Source organism: Rhodoluna sp. KAS3 (genome assembly GCF_026000575.1).
Lineage (GTDB): Bacteria > Actinomycetota > Actinomycetes > Actinomycetales > Microbacteriaceae > Rhodoluna.
Map to the genome: position 1 here is coordinate 377,488 of NZ_AP026910.1, position 24,137 is coordinate 401,624.

21 protein-coding genes are annotated in these 24,137 nt (G+C 54.3%); 15 read left to right on the plus strand and 6 right to left on the minus strand.

Going from position 1 to position 24,137, the window contains the following annotated elements; all coding sequences use genetic code 11:
- The first annotated feature begins 1 nt into the window (after position 1).
- Positions 2-709 (plus strand): peroxide stress protein YaaA, encoded by a 708-nt coding sequence (yaaA, locus tag OO731_RS01940; RefSeq protein WP_264890443.1) that lies wholly within the window; start codon positions 2-4, stop codon positions 707-709.
- Here the strand turns inward: yaaA and OO731_RS01945 are convergent.
- The 5 genes from OO731_RS01945 to OO731_RS01965 form a co-directional block, all read right to left on the minus strand.
- Entirely contained in the window at positions 702-1,979 is a 1,278-nt protein-coding gene (locus tag OO731_RS01945; protein WP_264890444.1) for a hypothetical protein, read from the minus strand. The two genes, yaaA and OO731_RS01945, sit on opposite strands and share 8 nt — an antisense overlap.
- A 24-nt stretch (positions 1,980-2,003) precedes the next feature.
- Positions 2,004-2,483: a sigma-70 family RNA polymerase sigma factor gene (locus OO731_RS01950; RefSeq protein WP_264890445.1), complete on the minus strand. Its 480-nt coding sequence runs from the start codon at positions 2,481-2,483 to the stop codon at positions 2,004-2,006.
- Between the two features lie 80 nt (positions 2,484-2,563).
- Positions 2,564-3,040 (minus strand): methylated-DNA--[protein]-cysteine S-methyltransferase, encoded by a 477-nt coding sequence (locus tag OO731_RS01955; RefSeq protein WP_264890446.1) that lies wholly within the window; start codon positions 3,038-3,040, stop codon positions 2,564-2,566.
- 59 nt (positions 3,041-3,099) lie between these two features.
- Positions 3,100-4,458: an aspartate aminotransferase family protein gene (locus OO731_RS01960; protein WP_264890655.1), complete on the minus strand. Its 1,359-nt coding sequence runs from the start codon at positions 4,456-4,458 to the stop codon at positions 3,100-3,102.
- A 120-nt stretch (positions 4,459-4,578) separates the two neighbouring features.
- Entirely contained in the window at positions 4,579-5,052 is a 474-nt protein-coding gene (locus tag OO731_RS01965) for an Lrp/AsnC family transcriptional regulator (protein WP_138275148.1), read from the minus strand.
- Positions 5,053-5,225: 173 nt separating this feature from the next.
- Between OO731_RS01965 and OO731_RS01970 the strand changes: the two genes are divergently transcribed.
- The 6 genes from OO731_RS01970 to OO731_RS01995 all read left to right on the plus strand — a co-directional run bounded on the left by OO731_RS01970 (position 5,226) and on the right by OO731_RS01995 (position 11,939).
- A complete protein-coding gene (locus OO731_RS01970) occupies positions 5,226-6,662 on the plus strand; it encodes a gamma-aminobutyraldehyde dehydrogenase (RefSeq protein WP_264890447.1) in 1,437 nt (478 codons plus the stop codon).
- 82 nt (positions 6,663-6,744) lie between these two features.
- Positions 6,745-7,761, plus strand: coding sequence for an FtsK/SpoIIIE domain-containing protein (locus OO731_RS01975; protein ID WP_264890448.1), 1,017 nt, complete (start codon positions 6,745-6,747; stop codon positions 7,759-7,761).
- Between the two features lie 109 nt (positions 7,762-7,870).
- Positions 7,871-9,073 carry an extracellular solute-binding protein gene (locus OO731_RS01980; protein WP_264890449.1) on the plus strand — a complete coding sequence of 401 codons (1,203 nt, stop codon included), beginning with the start codon at positions 7,871-7,873 and terminating at the stop codon, positions 9,071-9,073.
- Positions 9,074-9,085: 12 nt separating this feature from the next.
- Positions 9,086-10,210, plus strand: coding sequence for an ABC transporter ATP-binding protein (locus tag OO731_RS01985; RefSeq protein WP_264890450.1), 1,125 nt, complete (start codon positions 9,086-9,088; stop codon positions 10,208-10,210).
- Between the two features lie 2 nt (positions 10,211-10,212).
- The gene (locus tag OO731_RS01990; protein ID WP_138275153.1) at positions 10,213-11,136 is read left to right on the plus strand and encodes an ABC transporter permease; all 924 of its coding nucleotides are present in this window, start codon (positions 10,213-10,215) and stop codon (positions 11,134-11,136) included.
- Positions 11,133-11,939 carry an ABC transporter permease gene (locus tag OO731_RS01995; protein ID WP_264890451.1) on the plus strand — a complete coding sequence of 269 codons (807 nt, stop codon included), beginning with the start codon at positions 11,133-11,135 and terminating at the stop codon, positions 11,937-11,939. Before OO731_RS01990 ends, OO731_RS01995 begins: the two co-directional genes overlap by 4 nt.
- A gap of 65 nt (positions 11,940-12,004) precedes the next feature.
- On the opposite strand, the gene gabT is transcribed toward OO731_RS01995, so the two are convergent.
- Positions 12,005-13,339 carry a 4-aminobutyrate--2-oxoglutarate transaminase gene (gene gabT, locus OO731_RS02000; RefSeq protein ID WP_264890452.1) on the minus strand — a complete coding sequence of 445 codons (1,335 nt, stop codon included), beginning with the start codon at positions 13,337-13,339 and terminating at the stop codon, positions 12,005-12,007.
- Positions 13,340-13,414: 75 nt separating this feature from the next.
- On the opposite strand from gabT, the gene dxr reads away from it, so the two are divergent.
- From dxr to infB, 8 genes are all read left to right on the plus strand, one after another.
- Complete coding sequence (dxr, locus tag OO731_RS02005; RefSeq protein WP_264890453.1) at positions 13,415-14,500, plus strand: 1-deoxy-D-xylulose-5-phosphate reductoisomerase; 1,086 nt, start codon at positions 13,415-13,417, stop codon at positions 14,498-14,500.
- 50 nt (positions 14,501-14,550) lie between these two features.
- Positions 14,551-15,879, plus strand: a complete 1,329-nt coding sequence (locus OO731_RS02010) for a site-2 protease family protein (RefSeq protein ID WP_264890454.1) — start codon at positions 14,551-14,553, stop codon at positions 15,877-15,879.
- A gap of 40 nt (positions 15,880-15,919) precedes the next feature.
- Positions 15,920-17,080, plus strand: coding sequence for a flavodoxin-dependent (E)-4-hydroxy-3-methylbut-2-enyl-diphosphate synthase (gene ispG, locus OO731_RS02015; RefSeq protein WP_264890455.1), 1,161 nt, complete (start codon positions 15,920-15,922; stop codon positions 17,078-17,080).
- A 33-nt stretch (positions 17,081-17,113) separates the two neighbouring features.
- Positions 17,114-18,235 carry a glycoside hydrolase family 27 protein gene (locus tag OO731_RS02020; RefSeq protein WP_264890456.1) on the plus strand — a complete coding sequence of 374 codons (1,122 nt, stop codon included), beginning with the start codon at positions 17,114-17,116 and terminating at the stop codon, positions 18,233-18,235.
- A gap of 21 nt (positions 18,236-18,256) precedes the next feature.
- Positions 18,257-20,020, plus strand: coding sequence for a proline--tRNA ligase (locus OO731_RS02025; protein WP_264890457.1), 1,764 nt, complete (start codon positions 18,257-18,259; stop codon positions 20,018-20,020).
- A gap of 57 nt (positions 20,021-20,077) precedes the next feature.
- The gene (nusA, locus tag OO731_RS02030; protein ID WP_264890458.1) at positions 20,078-21,058 is read left to right on the plus strand and encodes a transcription termination factor NusA; all 981 of its coding nucleotides are present in this window, start codon (positions 20,078-20,080) and stop codon (positions 21,056-21,058) included.
- A 31-nt stretch (positions 21,059-21,089) separates the two neighbouring features.
- Entirely contained in the window at positions 21,090-21,356 is a 267-nt protein-coding gene (locus OO731_RS02035; protein WP_138275162.1) for a YlxR family protein, read from the plus strand.
- Between the two features lie 71 nt (positions 21,357-21,427).
- Positions 21,428-24,130: a translation initiation factor IF-2 gene (infB, locus tag OO731_RS02040; RefSeq protein ID WP_264890459.1), complete on the plus strand. Its 2,703-nt coding sequence runs from the start codon at positions 21,428-21,430 to the stop codon at positions 24,128-24,130.
- The last annotated feature ends 7 nt before the right edge of the window (positions 24,131-24,137 follow it).

Below are 24,137 nucleotides of genomic sequence, written 5' to 3' on the forward strand. Positions count from 1 at the left end.
TATGTACTTTTTGCTGCCGCCGTCCGAGACCAAGGCCACTGGTGGTAGCCAATCCTTTGCACTTGAGCAACTCAGTTTTCCTGACCTCATTGAGGCTCGCAAAGCTGTGCTTGGCGCCTACGGGTCCAGCGAAATCTATGGGGTGCCGGGAATGGCGGCAATAGACCGCTATACCGGAACCTTGTTTTCAGCTGTTCATGGTCGCGGGTTAAAGGGCACCAGTACGGCGAATAATTCGCTAACAGAAGCCGAGCGTGCGCTGGCTCATGGGGCCGTATTCATTCAGTCTGCGCTGTTTGGCTTGGTCGGGGTAAACGACGCTCTGCCGGTTTATAAGCTGAATCCGAGTCGCAAGTTGAACGGTCTGGACCTCAAAAAAACCTGGGCAGACGCGCATCTTTCCCTTTGGTCGGCTTTTGGTTCGGCGCCCATTCTGGATCTAAGGTCCAAGGCGTATGCCGAGTTGGCTCCGATACCTGCCGAAGTTGGCGCCTACTCGGTGGTTGTTTTCGTGGAAAAGGACAATGGTGTTAGGGAACAGCTCAATCACTTCAACAAGAAAGCCAAAGGGCAGCTGGTTCGAAGTGCGTTGATCGGTCAGGAAATTCCGAAAACCATCGATGAGCTCGCTGAACGAGCGAGCCTAGCCGGCCTCAAGCTCGAGGTTTCCGACCGCGTCATCACAGTTGTAACCCGCCAGGCTACTTAGTTACCTCAATCTCAGGTAGCTTTACGAGACCGTCCTCCAGTGCAAACACGGCACCGGCAAAAGCATCTTTTGCGTAGTAGACGTATCCGGGCAGGATCCAAACCGAGTTGTCTGAAGCCCAAATAGTGACGTTAGCTGATTCTGCAGAATCGATGGCTAGATCCAAAATCTCTGGTTCAAGCGCTGACTCGGGGTCAAGTTCGCGGGTGTCAATACCATTGGCCATGGGCAACGCAATACCTGAGTTATAAAACTTGTAGGCAACGCCGCCCGAGTAGCGATAATCGGCAAGTCGAGAGACCGCCGATTGTTGGCTCACGGTGTTGAAGGTTCCCATTTGTTCAAACTCTGCCGCGAAGCCGCTGACGCTGGCCAGTGCTCCAGAGTCAGACCAACTCATCCACCACATCTCGGCGGTTGGGCTGCCATTCAAAAACATCGATGCTTCAACAGAAGCACCCCAGGTGTCACGTGGCACCCGAAGCTGATTTCTAGGAAAACTCACGCCCGCGGAGGTAAAAATCTGATTCGCCTGTTCCACAAGTTCGGATTCGGTTGGAACCTTGCCTGATTTAATTGGTGTTTCGACAAAGCCAGAGCAATCCGGGTCAACCTGATCGACTTCGCCATCGCTGGCTACTGGTTCGCAGGATTTCAGAGCTTGAACGTTTGGCCAGGCGCTCGGATCGTTGTACCACCAACTTCCGTTACCAGACCAGTTCAAGTAAACGTTTGGACCGGAACCATCCTCTGGTCCGAGCACCCAGGTTGGCCATTCTGCCGACGAGTACTGCGATTCTTTTGGGGTTCCTTCGATCGAGAAGACCCGGCCAAGCATCAATAGGTAATCAGTTGGTGAGCCATTTAGCTTGGCTTTATAGGCCACGCCCTGGCCAGCCTCACTGCCCAGCGAATCACCGGCTAGATAGTTGTACTGCGTCCACATCATCATGTCGCGCACACCTTGGTCGGCTTCGGTTCCGGGTGCTCCCTTGGCGCCAAGCATAGAGCTGCTCTGCGAGTCGCCCACGGATAGCAAGTATTGCGGCTCCCCGGGAGACAGGGTCAATGGAATCGTGATGGCAAGTGCTCCCGCTGCAGCCAGCGCGGTCAAGATGAACCTCGGTCTAGCGGCGGCATTCATGCGGTGCTTACGCCCAAGCCCATGGGCTTGTGTAGTTGTGGCGTTGTGCAGTACCTCACTTCCTAGTTCAACTTCGACCACTGGGTCGGCTGCTTTTAGGCGGGCATCCAGATTGTTTTCTCTCATATCTGGTTTATGTCGCCCGAGTCTCTAATCTTTCACGGCTAGATATTTTGCAAGTTTGGCTCTGGCGCGGTGCAGCTTTGCGCTGGCGGCATTGGCAGAAATACTGAGCGCTCCAGCGGCTTCGCCAACCCCCAGGCCGTCAAAGGCCACCAACGCAAGCAATGCTCGATCTGAGGCGCTCAGTTTTGCCCATCCGGCCGCTAGATCCGCATCGAATACAGCTAGCGATTCTGCCGAGGGTGCGTTGTCGGGACTCAGGGTTAGGGTTAGAAACTTCAACGCGGAACTTTGTCGGCGACGAAAATTTGAAACCTGGAAACTCGCAATTTTATAGAGCCAGGGGAGTTCTTGGCCCAGTGCTACCGAGTCTCGTTTTTGCCAGGCAACCTCAAAAACCATTGCGGCTAAATCCTCAACCTGATCCCGGTCAACGCGACGCCCCAAGTACCGACTGATTGCCGGTAAATGCTCGCGATACGTCGCGACGAAGTGTTCGGGTGTCATGCTGCTCTCGAATCTAGGGCCAGGTGCCTCAAAGGGTTTATGTCTGAATGCTGTCTAATCTTTCAAAACTGGTATGTGAGCTAACCCCCCCCCTCAAGTTTGAGAAGGGCCAACTTGGTCGGAATTCCAAGCCCTGGCGTGTACCCAGTAACCTGTCCTGTCGAACCGAGTACCCGATGGCATGGAATTCGAAGCGGAACTGGGTTTGCTGCCACTGCGCCGCCCACGGCTCGAACCGCTTTTGGGTTTCCGCACAATTGGGCAATCTGCCCGTAGCTAAGCGTCTTGCCAAATTTAATGCTCTCAAGCGCACGCCAAACGGCCTCTTGAAAAGGGGTTCCTTGCGTGGCAACTTCAAAATCTAGTGTTTTGGACTTGCCGCTGAGGTAGCGCGATATTTGGCGCTCAGCCTTGCGAAGTGTGCTGCTACGGCCATTTGCCGGGGCTGGCTCGCCGCCTATTACAAGCCGCACCACCTTTTCGTTTCGTGAGTGAATCGAGATAACGCCAAGCGGAGAGTTAAAAGAAAGGCTCGCGTCGAAGTTGATGTTTGTCATGCCCTAACTTTCGTTCATGCATTCATCGTCATTCGACGCGAGCCAAATTCTGTGGAGAACTACATCGCCCGCCAGGCTTCATCCAAGCAACCTCGGAGAATCTGTTCGATTTCGTTGAACTGATCCGGCCCGATCGTTAGGGGTGGAGCAAGTTGGACTACTGGGTCGCCACGGTCATCTGAGCGGCAGTAGAGCCCTTCTTCAAACATGCGGTGTGACAAGATTCCGCGGAGCAACTTCTCGGACTCAGCGTCGTTGAAGGTTTCCTTGGTGTTCTTGTCTTTCACAAGCTCAATGGCGTAGAAGTAACCTTCGCCTCGAACATCGCCCACAATTGGCAGATCGCGCAGTTTCTCAAGCGTGCGGCGGAATTCCGGTGCATTCCGACGAACATTTCCGACCAGGTCTTCCTCGTCGAAAATATCTAGGTTCTCCAGTGCAACTGCACAAGAAACTGGGTGGCCACCGTAGGTGTATCCGTGTGGGAACAGTGTGGTGCCCTGCTTGAATGGCTCAAAGAACTTCTCTGACATGATCAATGCACCGATAGGGGCGTAGGCCGAGGTCATGCCCTTGGCACAAACCAACATGTCAGGCTCGAAGTCGTAGAGCTCCGAAGCAAACATGGTTCCGATGCGACCGAAACCATCAATGGTTTCATCTGCTACCAAAATCACGTCGTACTTATCGCAGATCTCGCGAACCCGCTTGAAGTAGCTCTTCGGCGCTGTGAAACAACCACCAGAGTTTTGGACTGGCTCAAGGAAGAATGCTGCAACCGTGTCTGGGTCTTCAAACAGAATCATTTCTTCAACTCGGTCGGCTGCCCACTTGGCAAAGTCTTCCTCTGTCTCGAAGTCGTCCTGAGCGCGGTACCAGTTGGTGTTTGGCACACGGAATGTTGATGGAACAAGTGGCTCAAAGGCCTTTTTCATCGATGGAATACCGGTTAGCGAAAGCGCTCCGTGCGAGGTGCCGTGGTAGGCAACTGCGCGGGTGAGTACCTTGTGCTTCATCGGCTTGCCCTGAAGTTTGAAGTACTGCTTGGCAAGCTTCCATGCTGTTTCGTTGGCCTCGCCACCACCGGTCGTGAAGAAGACTCGCGACATGTTCTTTGGTGCGTACGAGAGTAGGCGCTCAGAAAGTTCAATACCTGGTTTGTGAGCGTGAGACCAGAGCGGGAAGTAGTCCAACTCCTTCATCTGCTTTGCGGCGGCTTCGGCCAGGCGGTGGCGTCCGTGACCAGCGTTCACCGAGAAAAGGCTGGAAATGCCATCAAAATACTTTTTGCCATTTTGGTCCCAGAAGTGGTGGCCCTCGGCGTGAGTAATTATCGGAATTTCGCCGTTCTTGGCGAAGTATGGGCTGTGGCGGGTGAAGTGCAAGAACATGTTGTCCTTGGCGGCCTGCTGCAGCATTTGTGGGGTTGGTTCCTGACCTGCTTTACGCGCGTCAAGGAGAGGGGTGGCGGATTCTGCTTTCTTTCGATTCCAGATAGCCATTTGATATCACTCTTTACTATTTGTTTGGCTGGAGACTCATCTGGTTCCCCAGTTGTAAACCTGCTTTTGCACCTTCAAATACACGAACGATTCGGTAGAAGTTACTCCGGGCAGAGTCCGGATCTTTGAATTGAGGAGGGCGATGAGTTCATCATCGTTCTCACAGACCACCTCAACCAAAATGTCAAAGCTCCCGGCGGTGAGGACCACATAGTCCACCTCGGGCATCGCGGTCAGCTTTTTCGCGATTTCTCTGGTGTCGCCGCCGCAGCGAACACCGATCATTGCCTGGCGATGAAACCCAAGCTGTTTTGGATCTGTCACGGCCACAATCTGAAGTACGCCAGAATCCGTAAGTTTCTGAACTCGCTGGCGCGCGGCGGCCTCGCTTAGTCCAACGTTCTTTCCGATTTCGGCATAGGAACGGCGCCCGTCAGTCTGCAGCTGCTCGATGATTGATCGAGAAACGTCGTCTAGCTGCGTTGAGTTGGTGCGTTGGACTCGTGACATACAACGATTTTGACAGTGAAAAAGCCATTTAGCAAACGAAAACGCGCTCGAGTCGCCATTTCACGACTGATTTGATAGCCAATTGTGATATTTGCCTTCGGATTCATGATTTTGTCGGTAGCGAATCCTGATTAGAATCGCAACTGAAGCCCAAACCTCTAAGGAGAAGACCGATGTCGGTGCGACAACTGAAAAACTTCATCAATGGTGAGTACGTTGATTCAAAGTCTGGGGAAACCAGCGAAGTAATTAACCCGGCCACAGGAGAGGCTTATGCTCACGCTCCGGTCTCGTCGGCAGCCGATGTCGATGCTGCGTATCAGGCCGCAGCCAAGGGCTTCGAGGAGTGGAGTCAATTCACTCCGAGTGAACGCCAACTAGCCCTGTTCAGAATTGCCGACGCACTCGAAGCCCGTGCTGAAGAGGCTGCCGATGTGGAGTCGGAAAACACCGGAAAACCTAGAAGCACCCTGGTCGAATACGAGATGGCTCCATCGGTGGACCAGATCCGCTTTTTTGCCGGCGCTGCCAGAAACCTAGAGGGCAAGGCCGCTGCCGAGTACGCCCGTGATCACACGTCATGGATTCGGCGTGAGCCTATCGGTGTGATTGGACAGGTCACCCCTTGGAACTATCCACTCAACATGGCTGTATGGAAATTTGCTCCTGCAATTGCAGCGGGCAACACAGTGGTCATCAAACCTTCAGACACTACTCCAGCATCGACCCTCCTCTTGGCCGAAATTGCCGCAGAGTTTTTGCCAAAGGGCGTGTTCAACGTGGTTGCTGGCAACCGAGACACCGGTCGCGCCATGATTGAAAATGAAATTCCTCAGATGGTTTCAATTACCGGATCCGTTCGAGCAGGTATGGAGGTTGCTAAGTCTGCTGCCACCGACCTAAAGCGCGTGCACCTGGAGCTGGGCGGCAAGGCGCCAGTAATAGTTTGTGCAGACGCTGATTTGCAGAAGGCGGCTGCACAGATTGCAATCGCTGGATACTTCAACGCAGGTCAGGACTGCACAGCTGCTACCCGCATCTTGGTGCATGAGTCCGTTCACGATGAGTTCTTGGCTTTATTGGTAGCCGAAGTAAAGGCAAACGCAATTACTGGCGACCCGAGCCGTGACGACATCCTTTACGGTCCGCTCAACAACGCCGGTCAGCTTGAGCGCGTTCAAGGCTTTATCGACCGCCTGCCAGACCACGCCAACCTCGAAACTGGCGGGGTCCGTGTTGGCGATCGGGGTTACTTCCTAGAGGCTGCCGTCTTGTCAGGGCTAAAGCAAAAAGATGAGCACATTCAAAGTGAAATCTTTGGCCCGGTGGTTACCGTTCAGAAGTTTGCTAACGACGATGAGGCGCTTCGCTGGGCCAACGATGTCAAATACGGTTTGGCATCATCAGTGTGGACCCAGAACCACACCCGTGCCATGCGATTCTCAAAGAGCCTGAACTTTGGTTGTGTCTGGATCAACACGCACATTCCACTAGCGGCTGAAATGCCACACGGTGGTTTCCGTCACTCGGGCTACGGTAAAGACCTTTCACAGTACGGTTTTGAGGACTACACGCGCATCAAGCACGTTATGAGTTACATCGGAGACTAGCGCCATCGGCTTTACGCGGGGGTTTCTCCACAGATTTGACCGATTGGGTCCAGGCAAGAGCGCTTGGGCCCAATCTTTTTGAATGCAATTCGTGTGGTTAGTGCCTTCAGTCATTCTGGGGCTCGTGGCAGGTGCCACCACCGGCGCTTGGCACATGCTGGCATTGGCCCTGCTGTCGCTAATTATTTTTCCCTTGGCCGCCCGAGGTCGACGAAGCCGTGACATCGATCTTTCAAAGCCCATCGAGATTGTTGATGGCTTGGTCTACATCGGGGAAAGACAGCTGCCGCGCTGGCAGATCTTTTGGAAGCAGGAGTGGCACGACGCCCTGTACCGGAAACTCAAGCCGGAATTACAAACTCGCAGAACAATTGCTCGGCTGACAGCGGCACACCAGTGGCTAGAACCGACACCCGGGGGTTTCACTATCGGAGCCACTGAATCAGGTGAGCCTGTCACCTTGAGGTTAGATGGGGCCGAAGCCCATCTCCTAGTTATCGGAGCAACCGGATCGGGTAAAAGTATTTTGCTCAGGCAGCTTGTTTCTGGTGCCCTCGCATCGCCCGAGGCACTGGACGGGCGGTATCAGTTTTGGCTCCTGGATTTCAAAGGGGGAGCAGCCTTTGCTGGCTATAGCACCAGTCCGGCTGTTCAGCGATACGTCACGGACATCGATGACCACGACTCAGTTGAGCTCTGGAGGCAGGTGGGGGTTGAATTGAGCCGGCGTGAGAAAGCACTGGCGCGGGGTGAGGCACTTGAGAATCAACTCTTTATTGTCATTGACGAGTTGGCTGAGGTGTTCTTGCGCTCGCCGAATGCGCAGCCGGCCCTAAGCAGCCTGCTGGCACGCGGTCGTTCTCTCGGCATGCACCTTATCGCCGCTTCTCAGGCGCTCACCGGTGTATCGCAGGCCATGCTTGCCAACTTCGGTCTCCGCATCCTTCTCGGGCGCGCCGACCCGGTGTCTCAATCGCAGTTGGGGTTTAGGTCCGGCACCGACAGGCCGGAGTTGCCCTCGGGTTGGCTCTCTGGCCAGGTGAACTTCAGTTCAAATGTTTCCACCAGGTTTATTTTTTCTGCGGCACCCCTGCTCTGATTTCACGCGCGCCAGACTTTATGGCAGTATTTGAATGAAAGCGCGACTTTGCGCCTTTGGTTGTGTTAGTTGGGCCAATGAAGGCCCCTCTTGTTTAGGAGTCATGGCAATGAATAAGCCTCTTCCGGAAGACCCAATGATTGGCGAGCTGGTTGCAAATGCTCGACGTCACCAAATCACCCGACGCGCAGCTTTGGCTGGCGCAGGTGCAACCGCAGCGGCAATCACACTTGCTGCATGTGCACCCGGAGGTTCAACCGAAACCGGCCTAACTCCTGCCGAGGACCTTTCTGAGTCTGAAAAGGTAATTACCTGGGATAACTGGGCTGCATACCTTGACGGTGAAGAAGACGCCAGCTACCCAACGCTGAAGGCTTTTGAAGCTGAAACCGGAATCAAGGTTTACTACGACCCTGAGGCCATCGTCGGAAACAACGAGTACTACGGCCAGGCTGAGAAGCAGTTGCTTGCAGGGCAGGACATCGGCGCCGACACCATGTGTCTTACCGACTGGCAGAATGCGTTCCTGATCGAGTCAGGTCTGGTTCAAAAGCTAAACCTTGCGAACATTCCTAACCACTCGAACATGAATGCTTCAGTGGCCTCGCCAACTTTTGACTCTGGCCGCGAGTACAGCATGCCTTGGATGTCATTTATGACCGGTATTGCTTACAACAAAACCCTTTACAAGGAACTAACCGGAAAAGACGCACCGACTTCGGTGGCTGACCTGTGGCAGCCAGCGCTCAAGGGCCGTGTGGTCATGCTGAGCGAGTACCGTGAGGCTGTAGGTCTGATCCTGATTTCTCAGGGCATCGACATTGCTAATGTCACTGAAGACCAGTACATGGATGCTGTTGACCTGGTTGCCAAGCAGGTAGCCGATGGCCAAATCAACACCAAGGGCCAGGGTTACATCGAGTCATTCGATCAAAAGAACGCTGTGGCCGGTTTGGTGTGGTCTGGTGACCTTGAGTGGGGCGACGAGTACGGCTTTGTGATGGACCCGAACGGTGCCACGCTAAACACCGACTCGTTCACTGTTCCGATGGGTGCTCAGCACAAGACCAACGTTGAGAAGCTAATCAACTACTACTACGACCCAGAGGTTTCGGCTCAGGTAATTCTCGGTGGTGTGGTTTACGCACCACCGGTTGCCGGAACCAAGGAAATCGTTGCCGCAGCAGATCCAGATCTAGCCAACAACCCGCTAATCTTCCCTGATGCCAGCAAGCTTCAAACATTCAGAACTTTGTCTTACGCAGAGCACTCAGCGTTCAACGAAGCTTTCAACTCAGCTACTGGCGTTTAGGCAGGTTGGTGAGTGAACCAGAACTCTAATTTTTCCGGCGCAGATCTTGACCTGGTAGGAATCCGAAAGGAATTCCCTGGTTTTACTGCGATTGAAGACCTTGATCTTCACATTCCAGCCGGTCAATTTTTTGCTCTGCTAGGCCCGTCAGGTTGCGGTAAAACCACGACCCTGCGGCTAGTTGCCGGCCTCGATGAACCTACTACCGGAAAGATTCTTCTGGGCGGCAAGGACATCACTGATTCCAAGCCGCACGAGCGCCCGATTAACACTGTTTTCCAGAGTTACGCGCTCTTCCCACACATGTCAGTGCTCGAAAACGTGGCCTTTGGTCTTCGTCAGCGCAAAGTTGCCGATCCCTTGGCTAAGGCTCAAGAAGCACTGACTCTGGTTCAACTTCAGCACCTGGCAAACCGCAAGCCTCAACAGCTTTCGGGTGGTCAGCAGCAGCGTGTAGCACTTGCTCGCGCACTGGTAAACCGCCCATCGCTGTTGTTGCTGGACGAACCTCTGGGTGCACTTGACCTAAAGCTTCGTCGCGAAATGCAGATTGAGCTCAAGGCAATTCAAGTTGAGGTTGGCCTTACGTTCTTGCATGTGACTCACGACCAGGAAGAAGCCATGGACATGGCTGACACCGTGGCAGTTATGAACAAGGGCAGAATTGAGCAGATGGGTGCTCCTGAGGCACTATACGACCGCCCAAAAACTGTTTTTGTCTCGAAGTTCCTGGGTCAGTCGAATCTTTTCGTTGGCGATGTTGTCGAAGAAAATGCCAACGCCGTCAGTATCAATGTTGCCGGCAACAAAATCTCAGTGCCAAAGGCTCGTGCTGAAAAGCACTCGGGCAAAATCGCCATCGGTGTTCGCCCAGAGAAGGCGTTCTTCCATGAGGAGCAGCCGACTTTGGATGCCGGTCATAACCTGATCGGCCCGGGCGAGATCATTGACATTCGATTCACCGGTGTGAGTAACCAGTATTTGATTGACATCCCAAACATCGGTGAAGTCACAGTTTTTGCTCAAAACATAGGCAAGAGCCCAGTGACTGAAGTCGGGGCCAAGGTTTGGGTTAGCTGGAAGGTAGAGCACAGTTTTGGGCTCGGCGACCTGCCAGAGAACCACGCCGGAGCATAGCCGTGGCGTTTGGAGCATTTGCGCACTCAACCAGCGATGTTAAGCACGCTGACACCGAACGCAAATCATCACGTGTTGCCTGGGTCCTATTGGCTCCGGGTTTGGCCTACCTAGCCCTATTCTTTCTAGCCCCGCTGTTCTCACTGATCGCTGTTTCGCTCGGCAGCATTGAGGCCGTTAGCTTGGCTGATCAGGGGTTCAAGTACGGTTTCAACATTCAGAACTTCGCGCCGTTGGCAACCGACTACCTGCCACACGTCTTGCGGTCGTTCTCGTACGCACTGATGGCGACCATCGCGGCGCTGCTGATTAGTTATCCGCTCGCTTACTTCATCGGTGTAAAACTGCGCAACCGCCCGTTGCTGCAGAGAATGCTGGTGACTCTGGTGATTGCGCCGTTCTTCATCAGTTTCTTGCTTCGCACACTGGCCTGGTCTCAAATTTTCTCTAACGAGTCTTGGATCGTAAAGACTCTTCAGGACCTAAGTTGGTTGGCTCCTGATCAGTACATCATCGGCACCCCGTTTGCTGTTGTTTTTGGTCTGACCTACAACTTCATTCCGTTTATGACTCTGCCGCTGTACACCACACTTGAAAAGCTTGATGTTCGGCTGCTCGAGGCTGGAGGAGACCTTTACGCCAGCCCAAGCAAGGTATTTGCCAAGGTGACTTTGCCGCTTTCTATGCCGGGAATCATCTCAGGCACGCTGCTCACTTTCATTCCTATGGCTGGTGACTACGTAAACGCCAGCAAGAACTTCCTCGGCTCGGCTCAAACTCAGATGCTCGGAAACGTGATCGAGTCCAAGTACATCAGTGAGCACAACATGCCAATCGCATCGGCGCTATCGGTGGCACTGATGGCGGTAATCCTGGTGATTGTGGGCGTCTACGTAAAGCGCACCGGAAGCGAGGACCTGCTTTGAAAACAAATAAGCTCAAAGGCCTTGTCCTGCCTTTCTACGCCATTGTCGCTTTTGTATTTCTACTCACACCGATTGCCTACACCGTAGCCTTCTCGTTCAACGACAGCACAAAATCCAATGCGCAGTGGCAGGGTTTTACACTGGACAACTGGCTCAAGGTTTGTGAGCGTCAGGGCGTTTGTGAGGCAGTCGGCAGCTCGATTCTTATCGGTGTGGTTTCAACCGCCATTGCAACGGTGCTCGGCACCATGATCGCTATCGCGTTGGTCCGCTATAAGTTCAAGGGTCGCAAATGGGTGAGTCTCGGCCTATTCTTGCCGATGGCCACACCTGAGGTTGTCATGGCTTCAGGTCTGGCAGCTGAGTTCTTCAACATCGGTTTGGGTCAGGGATACACCACCATCATTCTTGCCCACGTAATGTTCTGTCTGTCTTTTGTGGTGGTGACGGTAAAGGCTCGTGTTCAAACTCTCGACCCGGCGCTTGAAGAGGCTGGGCGCGACTTGTACGGCAGTCCGAGTGCTGTTTTCCGAAAGATCACCCTCCCTCTGCTCATGCCTGGTATCGCTGCAGCTGCACTGCTGTCATTTGCCCTGAGTTTTGATGACTTCATCATCACTTACTTCAACGGTGGCCAAGCTGTGACTACGTTCCCAATCTTTATTTACGCCGCGGCAACCCGCGGTGTGCCAGCCGAGGCAAACGTGATTGGTTCAGCGGTGTTCTTCTTGGCCATTGCCATTGTGCTGATTGTTCAGATCAGGGGAGCGGTCAAGGCAAGACTCCTAAAGAAGGTTAAGTAACGCATCGCAAAGTTTTAGGCATAAAAAATCCCCCGACCAATCTGGCCGGGGGATTTTTTCGACTTTTACAGAGCTGCTAGTCCAGCTTCTAGAACGTCCATAGCATCGTTCAGCAAGGCATCCGAGATTGCCAATGGTGGCAGGAAGCGGATTACGTTGTAGTAGGTTCCAGCGTTCAAAATCAGCACACCATTGCTGTGGCAGTGCTTTACCAGGGCATCAACCGCTGCCTTATTAGGGTTTAGCGTTCCAGGCTCGATGAACTCAATAGCCATCATTGCTCCGTGACCACGGATGTCTCCGATCACCGGATACTTAGCCTTCATCGCCTCGAGGCGTTCACGAATCACCAGCTCGATTGCTGCGGCGCGTTCGATAACACCACCGGCTTCAATCTGCTTGAGCACGGCTACCGCTGCAGCTGCTGCAACTGGGTTTCCGCCGAAGGTGCCGCCAAGACCGCCAGGGTGTGAAGCGTCCATGATTTCTGCGCGACCAGTAACAGCCGAGATCGGCATGCCGCCGGCAATACCCTTGGCGATTGTGAATAGGTCAGGCTCAAAGCCCTCTTCCCACTCGCTGGCAAACCACTTACCGGTTCTAGCCACACCAGACTGAACTTCATCGGCGACTACGACTACACCGTTGGCTCGTGCCCACTGGCTCAAGGTGCGAAGGAAGCCTGGCGCCGGCACGATAAAGCCGCCCTCGCCCTGAATTGGCTCGATAACAATGGCCGCTAGGTCTTCGACGCCAACACGCTTTTCGATGTAGTTGATAGCGCGCTGCGCAGCTTCCTCACCGGTCATACCCTGTGGGTCGCGGAAAGGGTAAGACATAGGCACGTGCTGAATGCTGGCTGCGGTTGGGCCAAAACCGTTTCCGTATGGAGCAGCCTTGAAGTTCATCGAGAAAGTGAGGTTGGTGCGGCCGTGGTAGGCGTGGTCGAAAACCACAATGCCGTTCTTGCGGGTTGCCTTTCGGGCAATCTTTACCGCGTTTTCCACTGCCTCAGCACCAGAGTTGAACAGGACTGACTTCTTCTTGAAGTTACCCGGGGTGTACTTGTTCAAGAACTCGCAAACCTCAACGTAGTTCTCGTACGGTGTGAGGGTGAACAGAGTGTGGGTGAGTTTGGCAACCTGGTCTTGAACCGCCGCCACAACTGCCGGGTTGGTGTGTCCAATAGTGGTAACACCGATGCCTGAACCAAGATCAATCAGCTGGTTGCCATCTGCATCGACAACGATTGCACCGTGTGCCGCCTCGATGTAAATCGGCAGTGCTGCACCGGCTCCAGCCGAAACAGCTTCAAGCCTTCTCGCGTGCAAAGCTTGTGACTTTGGGCCAGGGATTGACGTGACTACTTTGCGCTCTTGCGCGACTGGGAACTCGCTCATATCTAAAAGTCTAAGCCTCCTAAACCGTCAAGTCCTCCCCAACGCCAAACTCGCTGGTAGTGGCAAGATGGACTTATGCGTCGCGTAATTATTTTGGGCTCAACCGGTTCAATCGGCACCCAAGCCCTTGAGGTAGTAGCAGCCAACCCTGACCGATTTGAGGTTGTGGGTTTGGCTGCCGGAACCAACCGAGAACTGCTTGCCGAGCAGGCATCGAAGTTTGGGGTGAAACACGCGGTTTTGGGTGCTGAAGATGCCACAAAGTTGGTGTTGGACACCGAGGCCGACGTCGTGATCAATGGCATAACAGGTTCAATTGGTCTGGCGCCAACTTTAGCTACCTTGAACAGCGGCAAAACCCTTGCTCTGGCAAATAAAGAATCTCTGATAGTCGGCGGTCGGTTGGTTACCGCTGCAGCAAAACCAGGTCAGATTGTTCCAGTTGATAGCGAGCACTCTGCGCTGGCCCAGTGCCTGATGTCTGGAAAGCACTCTGAAGTGCAGAAGTTAATCTTGACCGCATCTGGAGGCCCATTTAGAGGTTGGACTCGCGAGGCTCTAGATGAAGTGACGCCGGAGCAGGCTCTGGCACACCCAACCTGGGTCATGGGCAAGGTGGTGACCACCAATTCGGCAACTTTGGTCAACAAGGGGCTCGAGTTGATTGAAGCGCACCTGCTCTTTGATATTCCATTTGACCGAATTGCGGTAACCGTTCACCCACAATCGGTGGTTCACTCCATGGTCGAATTCATCGATGGTTCGGTGTTGGCACAGTGTTCGCCACCAAACATGAAGCTTCCGATTGCCTTGGGTATGTCCTGGCCGGATCGCGTACCGAATGTTGCACCAGCGTGCGACTGGACTAAAGCAGCGACCTGGAATTTCGAGCCGCTCAATGAATCTGTGTTTGGTGCGGTCAAGCTAGCCCGTCAGGTGGGTCAAGCCGGCCTAACCTATCCAGCCGTTTATAACGCTGCCAACGAAGAAGCCGTCGAAGCTTTTCATGAACGACGGATTGGATTCAACCAAATCGTAGATCTGATCAAGCGCGTTGTTGATGCGCACGAACCAGAAAAAGAACTTTCACTTGAGGGAGTTTTGGCAGCTGAAAAATGGGCTCGCGACCGAGCACAGGCATCGATGGTCACCGCGTGCTAAGCATGGGCTCCACTCAGAAAATTGTCAGAGACCACCGATAGGTTCTAAACGTGACTGAAACTCTCTGGTACGTAGGCGGAATTCTCTTCATCGCGATTGGAATTGCGGTTTCAATCGGTCTGCACGAAATCGGCCATCTCGTTCCAGCCAAAAAGTTTGGTGTCAAAGTTCCCACCTATGCGATTGGCTTTGGCCCAACGCTGTTCAAGTTTCGCCGCGGAGAAACCGAGTACGCGCTAAAACTCATCCCGCTTGGTGGTTTCATCACCATGATCGGCATGTATCCGCCGGCTAAAAAGGCTGCCAAACCTTTGCCTGCTGGCAAAAAGCTCGGGTTCTTTGCCGACATGATCAGTCAGGCTAGGTCTGCCCACAACGAGCACGAGACCCCAGCAGACGCAAACCGCAAGTTTTACCAGCTGCCGGTCGGCAAGCGAATGGTAATCATGTTTGGTGGTCCATTCATGAACCTACTTTTGGGCCTCGGCCTATTTGCCTTCGTTCTGGGTGTCATGGGTGTTCCGCAACGAACAAATGTCATCGCTCAGGTCTCACCCTGCATCGCCACGACCGTCATGCAGGTAACTGACTGTGATCCTGTCGCCGACCCGTCGCCGGCGGTAGCAGCTGGCCTTCAAATCTCAGATGAAATTGTTGCCGTGAATGGCAAAACGGGAGACGACGCAGCAGTTTTGATTCAGGCTTTGCCTGCCGGGGTTCCAGCCATTTTTACCGTGCTTAGAGACGGCAAAAACGTCGACCTAAACCTAACCCCAATCGTTGCTCTGCGTCCGGTCATTGATTCCAAAACCGGTCAGGTGCAACTCGATGAGTCCGGTGACCCAGTGCTGCAAGAGCGCACGGTCATTGGTGTGGTTTTTGCTAACCAGAGGGTTCAGCAAGGTCCTGGATACATCGCAGAGCAGTCTCTAGCAGCGGTTTCCCAAGTGGGAACAATGATTTTGACCTTGCCCCAGCAAATGGTTCAGGTTTTTGATGCCACCTTTGGCGGCGGTGAGCGCAATCCAGCCGGTGCCGTCTCGGTAGTTGGCATCGGTCAGTTAGCCGGAGAGGTTGCAGCGACTGACAGCGCTGACATCACCGACAAACTGGCAACCGGGTTGATGATTATTGCCTCCCTGAACTTTGCCCTATTCGCTTTCAACATGCTGCCGCTATTGCCGCTTGATGGTGGCCACATTGCCGGTGGGGTATACGAGGCGGCTAAGCGCGGTATTTACAGGCTCCGAGGAAAGCCAGATCCTGGTCCGGCAGATACGGCTTTGCTTATGCCGGCAACCTGGTTTGTCGTCATACTTTTGATGGCTATGAGCGTGTTGCTAATCCTGGCCGACCTAATCAATCCAATCGCCTTCTAAACGCTGTTTATGATTAGAGCAACCTGAAAGAGAGTTTTCTGTGGCTGCAATCAACCTTGGTCTTCCAAATACTCCTCCGCCAACCATTTCTCCGCGTCGCAAGAGTCGCCAGATTATGGTCGGCAAAGTGGCAGTTGGCGGCGATGCACCAGTGTCAGTGCAGTCAATGTGCACCACTCCAACGACTGATGTCAACGCAACTCTCCAGCAAATTGCTGAGCTAACCGCATCGGGTTGTGACATCGTTCGTGTTGCTGTACCCAGCCAGGACGACGCCGATCGACTTGCCCTGATTGCTCGCAAGTCTCAAATTCCAGTCATTGCCGACATTCACTTTCAGCCAAAATACGTTTTTCAAGCTATCGACGCAGGTTGTGGCGCGGTTCGAGTAAACCCGGGCAATATTCGTCAGTTTGATGACAAGGTCGGCGAAATCGCCAAGGCAGCTAAAGATGCTGGAGTTTCCATCCGTATCGGTGTGAACGCAGGCTCCCTCGACCCTCGTTTGCTGGAAAAATACGGCAAGGCAACCGCCGAGGCACTTGTTGAGTCTGCCGTCTGGGAGGCAAGCCTCTTCGAGGAACACGATTTCCACGACTTCAAAATTTCGGTAAAACACAATGACCCGGTGGTCATGGTTAAGGCGTACGAAATGTTGGCTGAGCGAGGCGACTGGCCATTGCACCTCGGTGTAACCGAGGCTGGTCCGGCATTCCAAGGCACAATCAAGTCTTCGGTGGCATTTGGTGCCCTGCTATCGCGCGGAATCGGAGACACCATCCGAGTCTCGCTATCTGCACCTCCGGTTGAAGAGATCAAAGTTGGCTCGCAAATACTCGAGTCACTGAACCTTCGCCCAAGAAAGCTTGAAATCGTAAGTTGCCCAAGCTGTGGGCGTGCTCAGGTCGATGTTTACACTTTGGCCAATGAGGTCACTGCTGGGCTCGAGAAGCTAACGGTTCCATTGCGCGTTGCAGTTATGGGTTGTGTCGTGAATGGTCCCGGAGAAGCACGTGAGGCCGACTTGGGCGTTGCTTCTGGCAATGGCAAGGGGCAGATCTTCGTCAAGGGTGAGGTCATCAAGACTGTGCCTGAGAGCGAAATCGTGGCGACCCTAATCGAAGAGGCCAATCGAATGGCCGCTGAGATGGACCCAACCCTTGTGGGCAGCCCGCAGGTGCTGGTAGCCAAAAAGGACTAACCAAAACAATTGCTTCAAGAAGGGGAGCTGGCAATGGCGCTAGCAATGACTCCGCCGATGGGCTGGAACTCGTGGAATGTTGGGCTGGATTCCAACGATTATCCCGACTTCACAAATTTGACTGAAAAGTCGGTTCTAGAGCAAGCCCGAGCTATGGTCGATCGGGGTCTGCTTGCCGCCGGTTATGAGTATTTTGTGCTCGATGACGGATACCAAAATGCGCGGCGTGATTACCGTGGTCGTCTTCAAGGGCATGCATTGCGGTTTCGAAATGGCATCCCGTCGCTGGTCGAACAAGTCAAAGGGCTGGGGCTGAAATTCGGCATTTATTCAGTTCCGGGTTCCCTGACCTGCGCTCAGCAGTACAACGACTATGTTGCCGATGGGCTTGGCTCACTCGACAAAGAACGTATCGATGCTGAGGCTTTTGCTGAGTGGGGCATCGATTACCTAAAGTACGACTGGTGTCGGGCTCACTTGAACGATGGGCTGCTCGCGAAAGAGACATTTTCAAAAATGGCCGTCGAACTCGCTCGAACCGGCCGTGAAATTATGTACTCAATTTCTGAATACGGCCTTTTCAAGCCCCACGAGTGGGCGCCGGAATTCACTCAAATGTGGCGCACTACCGACGACTTGTTCGCAAATTGGGATTCGATCCTGCGAACCATTGACCTTCAGGTTGACTTGTATCCGCACTCGAGACCAGGGGCTTGGAACGACCCCGACATGCTGCAAATCGGAAACCATGGTCTCACCGCGGCAGAAAATCGATCTCACTTCTACGTTTGGGCAATCCTGAACGCGCCGCTCATGATCGGTACTGATTTGGTCCGCATGCCTGAGTCTGTCCGTGAGCTACTGGTCAACCCCGGAGTTATCGAAGTTGACCAAGACTGGGGTGGCCAGCAGGGGCGTCGGGTTTGGCAGGGCGATGAAGCAGAGATTTGGGCAAAACCAATGTCGGATGGTTCCCTGGCGGCAGCGCTCCTAAACCGAGGTGATCGAACTTTCACGTTCGAGGTAAACGCCGAAAGCCTTGGACGCGACTTCAGTTCAGCCGTCGACGTTCCTTCCGCCTCGGATCTTGGCATTAGCGGTTCAGCAACCTTGGAGGTTGGCGCCCACGACACGATGCTGATTCGAGTTCGGTAGGGTCGCGATAACATTGACCCCATGCCTATTCGTCTTTCCTCGCTATTCCTGCGCACATTGCGCGAAGACCCATCTGAAGCTGATGTAGCTGGTCACAAACTGCTTTTGCGTGCCGGATACATCCGTCGCGCTGGTGCCGGCCTGTACACCTGGCTACCTCTGGGATTAGCGGTTAAGGCCAAGATCGAGCAGGTTGTCCGTGAAGAGATGGCAAACGCCGGTGCTCAGGAAGTGTTTTTCCCAGCCCTGCTGCCTCGCGAGCCGTTCGAGGCCACCGGGCGATGGACCGAGTATGGCGACAACCTTTTCCGTTTGCAGGACCGCAAGAAGAGCGATTACCTACTTGCTCCGACGCATGAGGAGATGTTCACCCTGTTGGTGAAAGATCTTTACTCCAGCTATAAAGACCTGCCAACCTGCCTGTACCAGATTCAGAACAAGTACCGCGATGAAGCTCGCCCTCGTGCCGGTTTGCTGCGCGGTCGTGAATTTGTGATGAAAGACGCCTACAGCTTTGACATCGACGATGAGGGTTTGAAGAAGTCTTATCAGGCGCAAAGAGATGCCTACGAGCGCATTTTTACCCGCCTTGGCGTTGAATACGCGATTGTCAAGGCCGATGCCGGAGCCATGGGTGGTTCAGCATCTGAGGAATTCTTGTCGCCGAGCCCGATTGGTGAAGACACGTTTGTGCGCTCGCCAGGTGGTTACGCTGCAAACGTGGAGGCCGTTGCAACGGTGGCGCCTCCGGCCATCCCAATCGAAGGCCAGCCAGCCGCGAAGCAGGTAGAAACGCCTGGAGCCACCAACATCAAGCGAGTGGTTGAATTTGCCAACCAAAATGTTCAGCGCGTTGACGGCGTTGCGTGGTCTGCCGCGCACACCCTCAAGAACAACGTCATGGCCTTGGTCTCTCCTGAAGGAAAGCGTTCTCTAGTTGTTGTTGGCCTGCCTGGTGACCGCGAGGTTGATGCCAAGCGCGCCGAGGCAGCTTTTGCTCCAAACGAGGTCGAGCAGGCAAATGAAGATGACTTTGCCAAGCACCCAGAGCTCATCAAGGGGTTCATCGGACCGGTAAAGGGGGGCCAGGCAGTCCTTGGATTGAACGGCTCGAGCGGAATTCGATACCTGCTTGACCCACGTGTGGTCGATGGCAGTGCCTGGATTTCTGGCGCCAACGAAAAAGATCAGCACATCTTTGATTTGGTCAAAGGCCGAGACTTTGAGGCTGACGGCGTTGTTGACATCGCTGAAGTTCGCGCTGGCGATCCAGCTCCCGACGGTTCGGGTCCTCTGGAGTTGGCCCGAGGTATTGAAATCGGTCACGTATTTCAGCTGGGTCGCAAGTATGCAGAGGCGCTTGGTCTTCAGGTGCTTGACGAGAACGGCAAGTTGGTCACGGTAACTATGGGTTCCTACGGAATCGGTGTTACTCGACTAGTTGCCGTTTTGGCCGAGGCAAACCACGACGATAAGGGTCTCATTTGGCCTGCTGCGGCTGCCCCAGCCGATATCTATGTTGTTGCTGCTGGCAAGGATGAAGCAATCTACGCGGCAGCCGAGAAGCTGGCGGCAGAGCTTGAAGCCAAGGGTAAATCGGTGATTCTCGACGACCGCCAAAAAGTCAGCCCAGGCGTTAAGTTTGGCGACGCAGAGCTTATCGGTGTGCCAACAATTGTGATTGTTGGCAAGGGTCTTGAGAACGGAGAGGTCGACCTCTGGGATAGACGCTCGGGAGAGCGCCGCCCAGTCAAGGTAGACTTGGCCGTAGCGGAACTCATCTAGTCCATTTTTGACTGGTTCCACAAACTGACAACTAACTAGCGGCCCGGGAGGCATCTCATGGATATCGATTTGAGAGTATTGAAAGTTCTCGAGCGCGAAGCAGAAATTCCTTTTGCCGAACTGGTCGAAATTATCGAAGCAGCAATTTTGGCTGCGTACCACAAGCACGTTGGAAACAGCGATGAAGCTCGCGCCGAGCTAAACAAAACCACCGGTCACGTAAACATTTACGCGCCCATTGTGGATGAAGAAGGCACCAAGACCGGTGAAGAAGAAGTAACTCCAGAGAACTTCGGTCGCGTGGCGGCATATGCGGCCAAGCAGGTTATTGCCAGCCGTCTGCGCAACATCAGCGATGAAAACCTGTTGGGCGAGTTCAAGGGTAAAGAGGGTGACATCGTCGCCGGTGTTATTCAGCAGGGCCAGAAGCCGTACATGGTTTACGTTGACCTCGGCAGCATCGAGGCCATCATGCCCCCGGAGGAGCAGGTTCCAGGTGAGGACTACTCGCACGGTAAGCGCATCCGCGTTTATGTGACAGCGGTCAACAAGGGAACCCGCGGCGGACCGATGGTTACCGTTTCTCGTACCCACCCGAGTTTGGTTCGCAAATTGTTCGCAATGGAAGTTCCTGAGATCGCCAGTGGTGTAGTCGAGATTGTTTCTTTGGCTCGCGAGGCCGGCCACCGCACCAAGATTGCCGTTCGCGCGCACGAAGCGGGTGTAAACGCCAAGGGTTCATGCATCGGTGAATTGGGCCAGCGAGTGCGAGCTGTCCAGAACGAACTGAATGACGAAAAGATTGACATCGTTGATTACAGCGATGACCTGCCAGCTTTTGTAGCCCAGGCTCTATCTCCAGCCAAGGTTTCCAGCGCTTTCACGCTTGATGCCGCAACAAAGTCGGTTCGCGTGTTGGTTCCTGACTTCCAGTTGTCTTTGGCAATTGGAAAAGAGGGCCAGAATGCCCGTTTGGCAGCTAAGTTGACTGGAGCCAAGATCGACATTCAGCCTGACAGCATCCTCGAGGGCGAGTAGCTCTAGGCGGATTGCCTTGCCAGGGGTTAGAATGGAACGTACCTGCGTTGGTTGCCGCCAACGCTCCCAGCGTGCAGACCTCCTTCGAGTCGTTGAAAAATCAGGTTTCTTGATCTTTGACAACCAGAAGAATTTGCCCGGTCGGGGAGCATGGCTTCACCCAGTTTCGGAATGTTTAGAGTTGGCTATTTCTCGGAAATCGTTTATCCGGGCGTTGAAACTCAAAAAACAGGTCGAGACATCAGGTCTGAATTTCACTAAAGAACAGGCAGAAACGATGTTGGCAAAAAATGAGTAGCTCGAAATGAGTACCCAACAGCTTTAACGGCCTGCCCTGTCTAGGGGAGGCCCCAGACAGGAGAAACAAAAGTGGCGCTACCACGCGTGTACGACATTGCTAAAGAACTTGGAATCGATTCCAAGGTTGCTTTGGCCAAGCTCGCTGAACTCGGAGAGTTCGTAAAGAGCGGTTCATCAACTATTGCCCCGCCGGTTGCTAAGAAGCTTCGCGAGGCATTCCCAGACGCAAAACCAAAGGCTGAGGCCCCTAAGGCAGCTCCAAAGGCTGCTGCCCCTGCTAGCCCTGCAGCACCTGCTGCCCCGACTCCGGCAGCAATGACTCCGGCCGCTCCGGCGGCTCCTGCTCCAGCCGCTCCAGCAGCTACACCAGCAGTTGCTCCGACAGCAAGTCCGGCAGCGCCGACTCCAGCTGCAGTTGCTCCGGCGGCTCCAGAGGCGGCTCCAGCGGCCCCGAGCCCAGCCACTCCTGGAATTCCTCGTCCAGGCAACAACCCTTTCGCAGCAAGCCAGGGCATGGGTATTCCGCGCCCGGTTGCTCGCCCAGGTAACAATCCGTTTTCTCCATCGCAGGGAATGGGTCGCCCAGGTGGCCCACGTCCGGCAGGTGGCGCAGGCCGCCCTGGTGGCGCCGGCGGTCCTCGTCCGGCAGGGTCCGGCGCACCTCGTCCAGGTGGCGCAGGTGGAGCAGGTCGTCCAGGTGGTTTTGCACCACGTCCTGCTGGTGCTGGTTTTGCTCGTCCAGGTGGTGCACCGGGTGCAGCTCCGGGAGCCGGTGGATTCTCTCGTCCGGGTGGTGGCCCAGGCGCAGGCCGTGGTCGCGGCGTAGGCGGCGGAACCGCGGGTGCATTCGGTAAGGGTGGAGCACGCGGACAGAGCAAGGCTCGTAAGTCAAAGCGCGCGAAACGCGAAGAGTTCGAACAGCGTAACAACGCACCATCTCTTGGTGGCGCGATTGTTCCACGCGGAGACGGCACCACTGTTTTGCGTCTTCGCCGCGGCTCATCAATCCAGGACTTCGCCGACAAGATTGACACCACAGCAGGTCAGCTGATCACTGTGCTATTTGCCCTTGGTCAAATGGCAACTGCAACTGCTTCCCTTGACGAAGAGACCTTCCAGATCCTCGGTGAAGAGCTTGGCTACAAGATCGAGGTTGTGTCACCAGAGGACGAAGAGCGCGAGCTATTCGAAGGCTTTGGTCTTGACGTGTCAACCGACTACGACGACGATGAGGCTGACCTTATTGCTCGTCCGCCAGTTGTCACCGTTATGGGTCACGTTGACCACGGTAAGACTCGTTTGCTGGACAGCATTCGTAACTCAAACGTCATTGCGGGCGAGGCCGGCGGAATCACCCAGCACATCGGTGCCTACCAGGTACACGTTGAGCACGAGGGCATTGATCGCGCAATTACCTTCATTGACACCCCAGGTCACGAGGCGTTTACCGCTATGCGTGCCCGTGGTGCTCAGGTAACCGACGTCGCAATCTTGGTTGTCGCAGCGGATGACGGTGTTATGCCTCAGACCATCGAAGCGTTGAACCACGCTCAGTCTGCTGGTGTTCCAATCGTGGTCGCAGTGAACAAGACCGATAAAGAGAGCGCTAACCCAGCCAAGATTCGCCAGCAGTTGACCGAGTTCAACTTGGTTGCTGAAGAATACGGTGGCGACGTTATGTTCGTCGATGTCTCTGCTCTAACCGGCAAGGGCATCAAGGATCTTCTAGACGCTGTTCTACTTACTGCAGACGCTGCGCTCGACATGCGCGCAAACCCAAACAAGGATGCTCGCGGTGTTGCCATCGAAGCTAACCTTGACAAGGGTCGCGGATCAGTAGCCACAGTTCTTATCCAGTCAGGTACTTTGCGTGTTGGTGACTCAATCGTTGCCGGTGCTGCACACGGTCGTGTGCGTGCCATGTTCGATGAGAACGGCGTGGCGGTTGCCGCTGCCGAGCCAAGTCGTCCAGTGCAGGTTCTGGGTCTACAGTCAGTGCCTCGAGCCGGTGACACCTTTGTGGTTACCGAAGATGAGCGTCAGGCCCGCCAAATCGCTGAAAAGCGCGAGGCTGCCGACCGCAATGCTCTTTTGGCCAAGACTCGCAAGCGTGTCAGTCTTGAAGACTTCACCAAGGCTCTTGAAGACGGCAAGGTTGAGGCTCTTAACCTCATCATCAAGGGTGACGTTTCTGGTGCTGTTGAAGCACTTGAAGACTCATTGCTCAAGATTGAGGTTGACGATTCAGTTCAGTTGCGCATCATTCACCGCGGTGTTGGTGCAATTACCGAGTCAGACGTCAACCTGGCCACCGTTGACAGCGCGATCATCATCGGCTTCAACGTCAAGCCAGACAACAAGGCCAAAGAGCGCGCCGACCGCGAGGGCGTCGACATTCGTCAGTACTCAGTTATTTATGCTGCGCTTGACGACATTGAGAAGGCACTCAAGGGCATGCTCAAGCCAGAGTACGAAGAGTTCCAGTTGGGTACCGCAGAGGTCCGCGAACTGTTCAAGTCTTCAAAGGTCGGAACCATTGCTGGTTCGATCGTCCGCTCTGGTTCAATCCGTCGAAACAGCTCGGCACGCGTCTTGCGTGCGGGCAAGGTCATCGCGGATAACCTCAAGATTGACTCGCTAAAGCGATTCAAGGACGATGCAACCGAGGTCAAGACTGACTTCGAGTGTGGTATCGGACTGAACGGCTTCAACGAACTCGAGCTCGAAGACATCATCGAGACCTTCGAGATGCGTGAAAAGCCTCGAGTTTAGGTCTAGA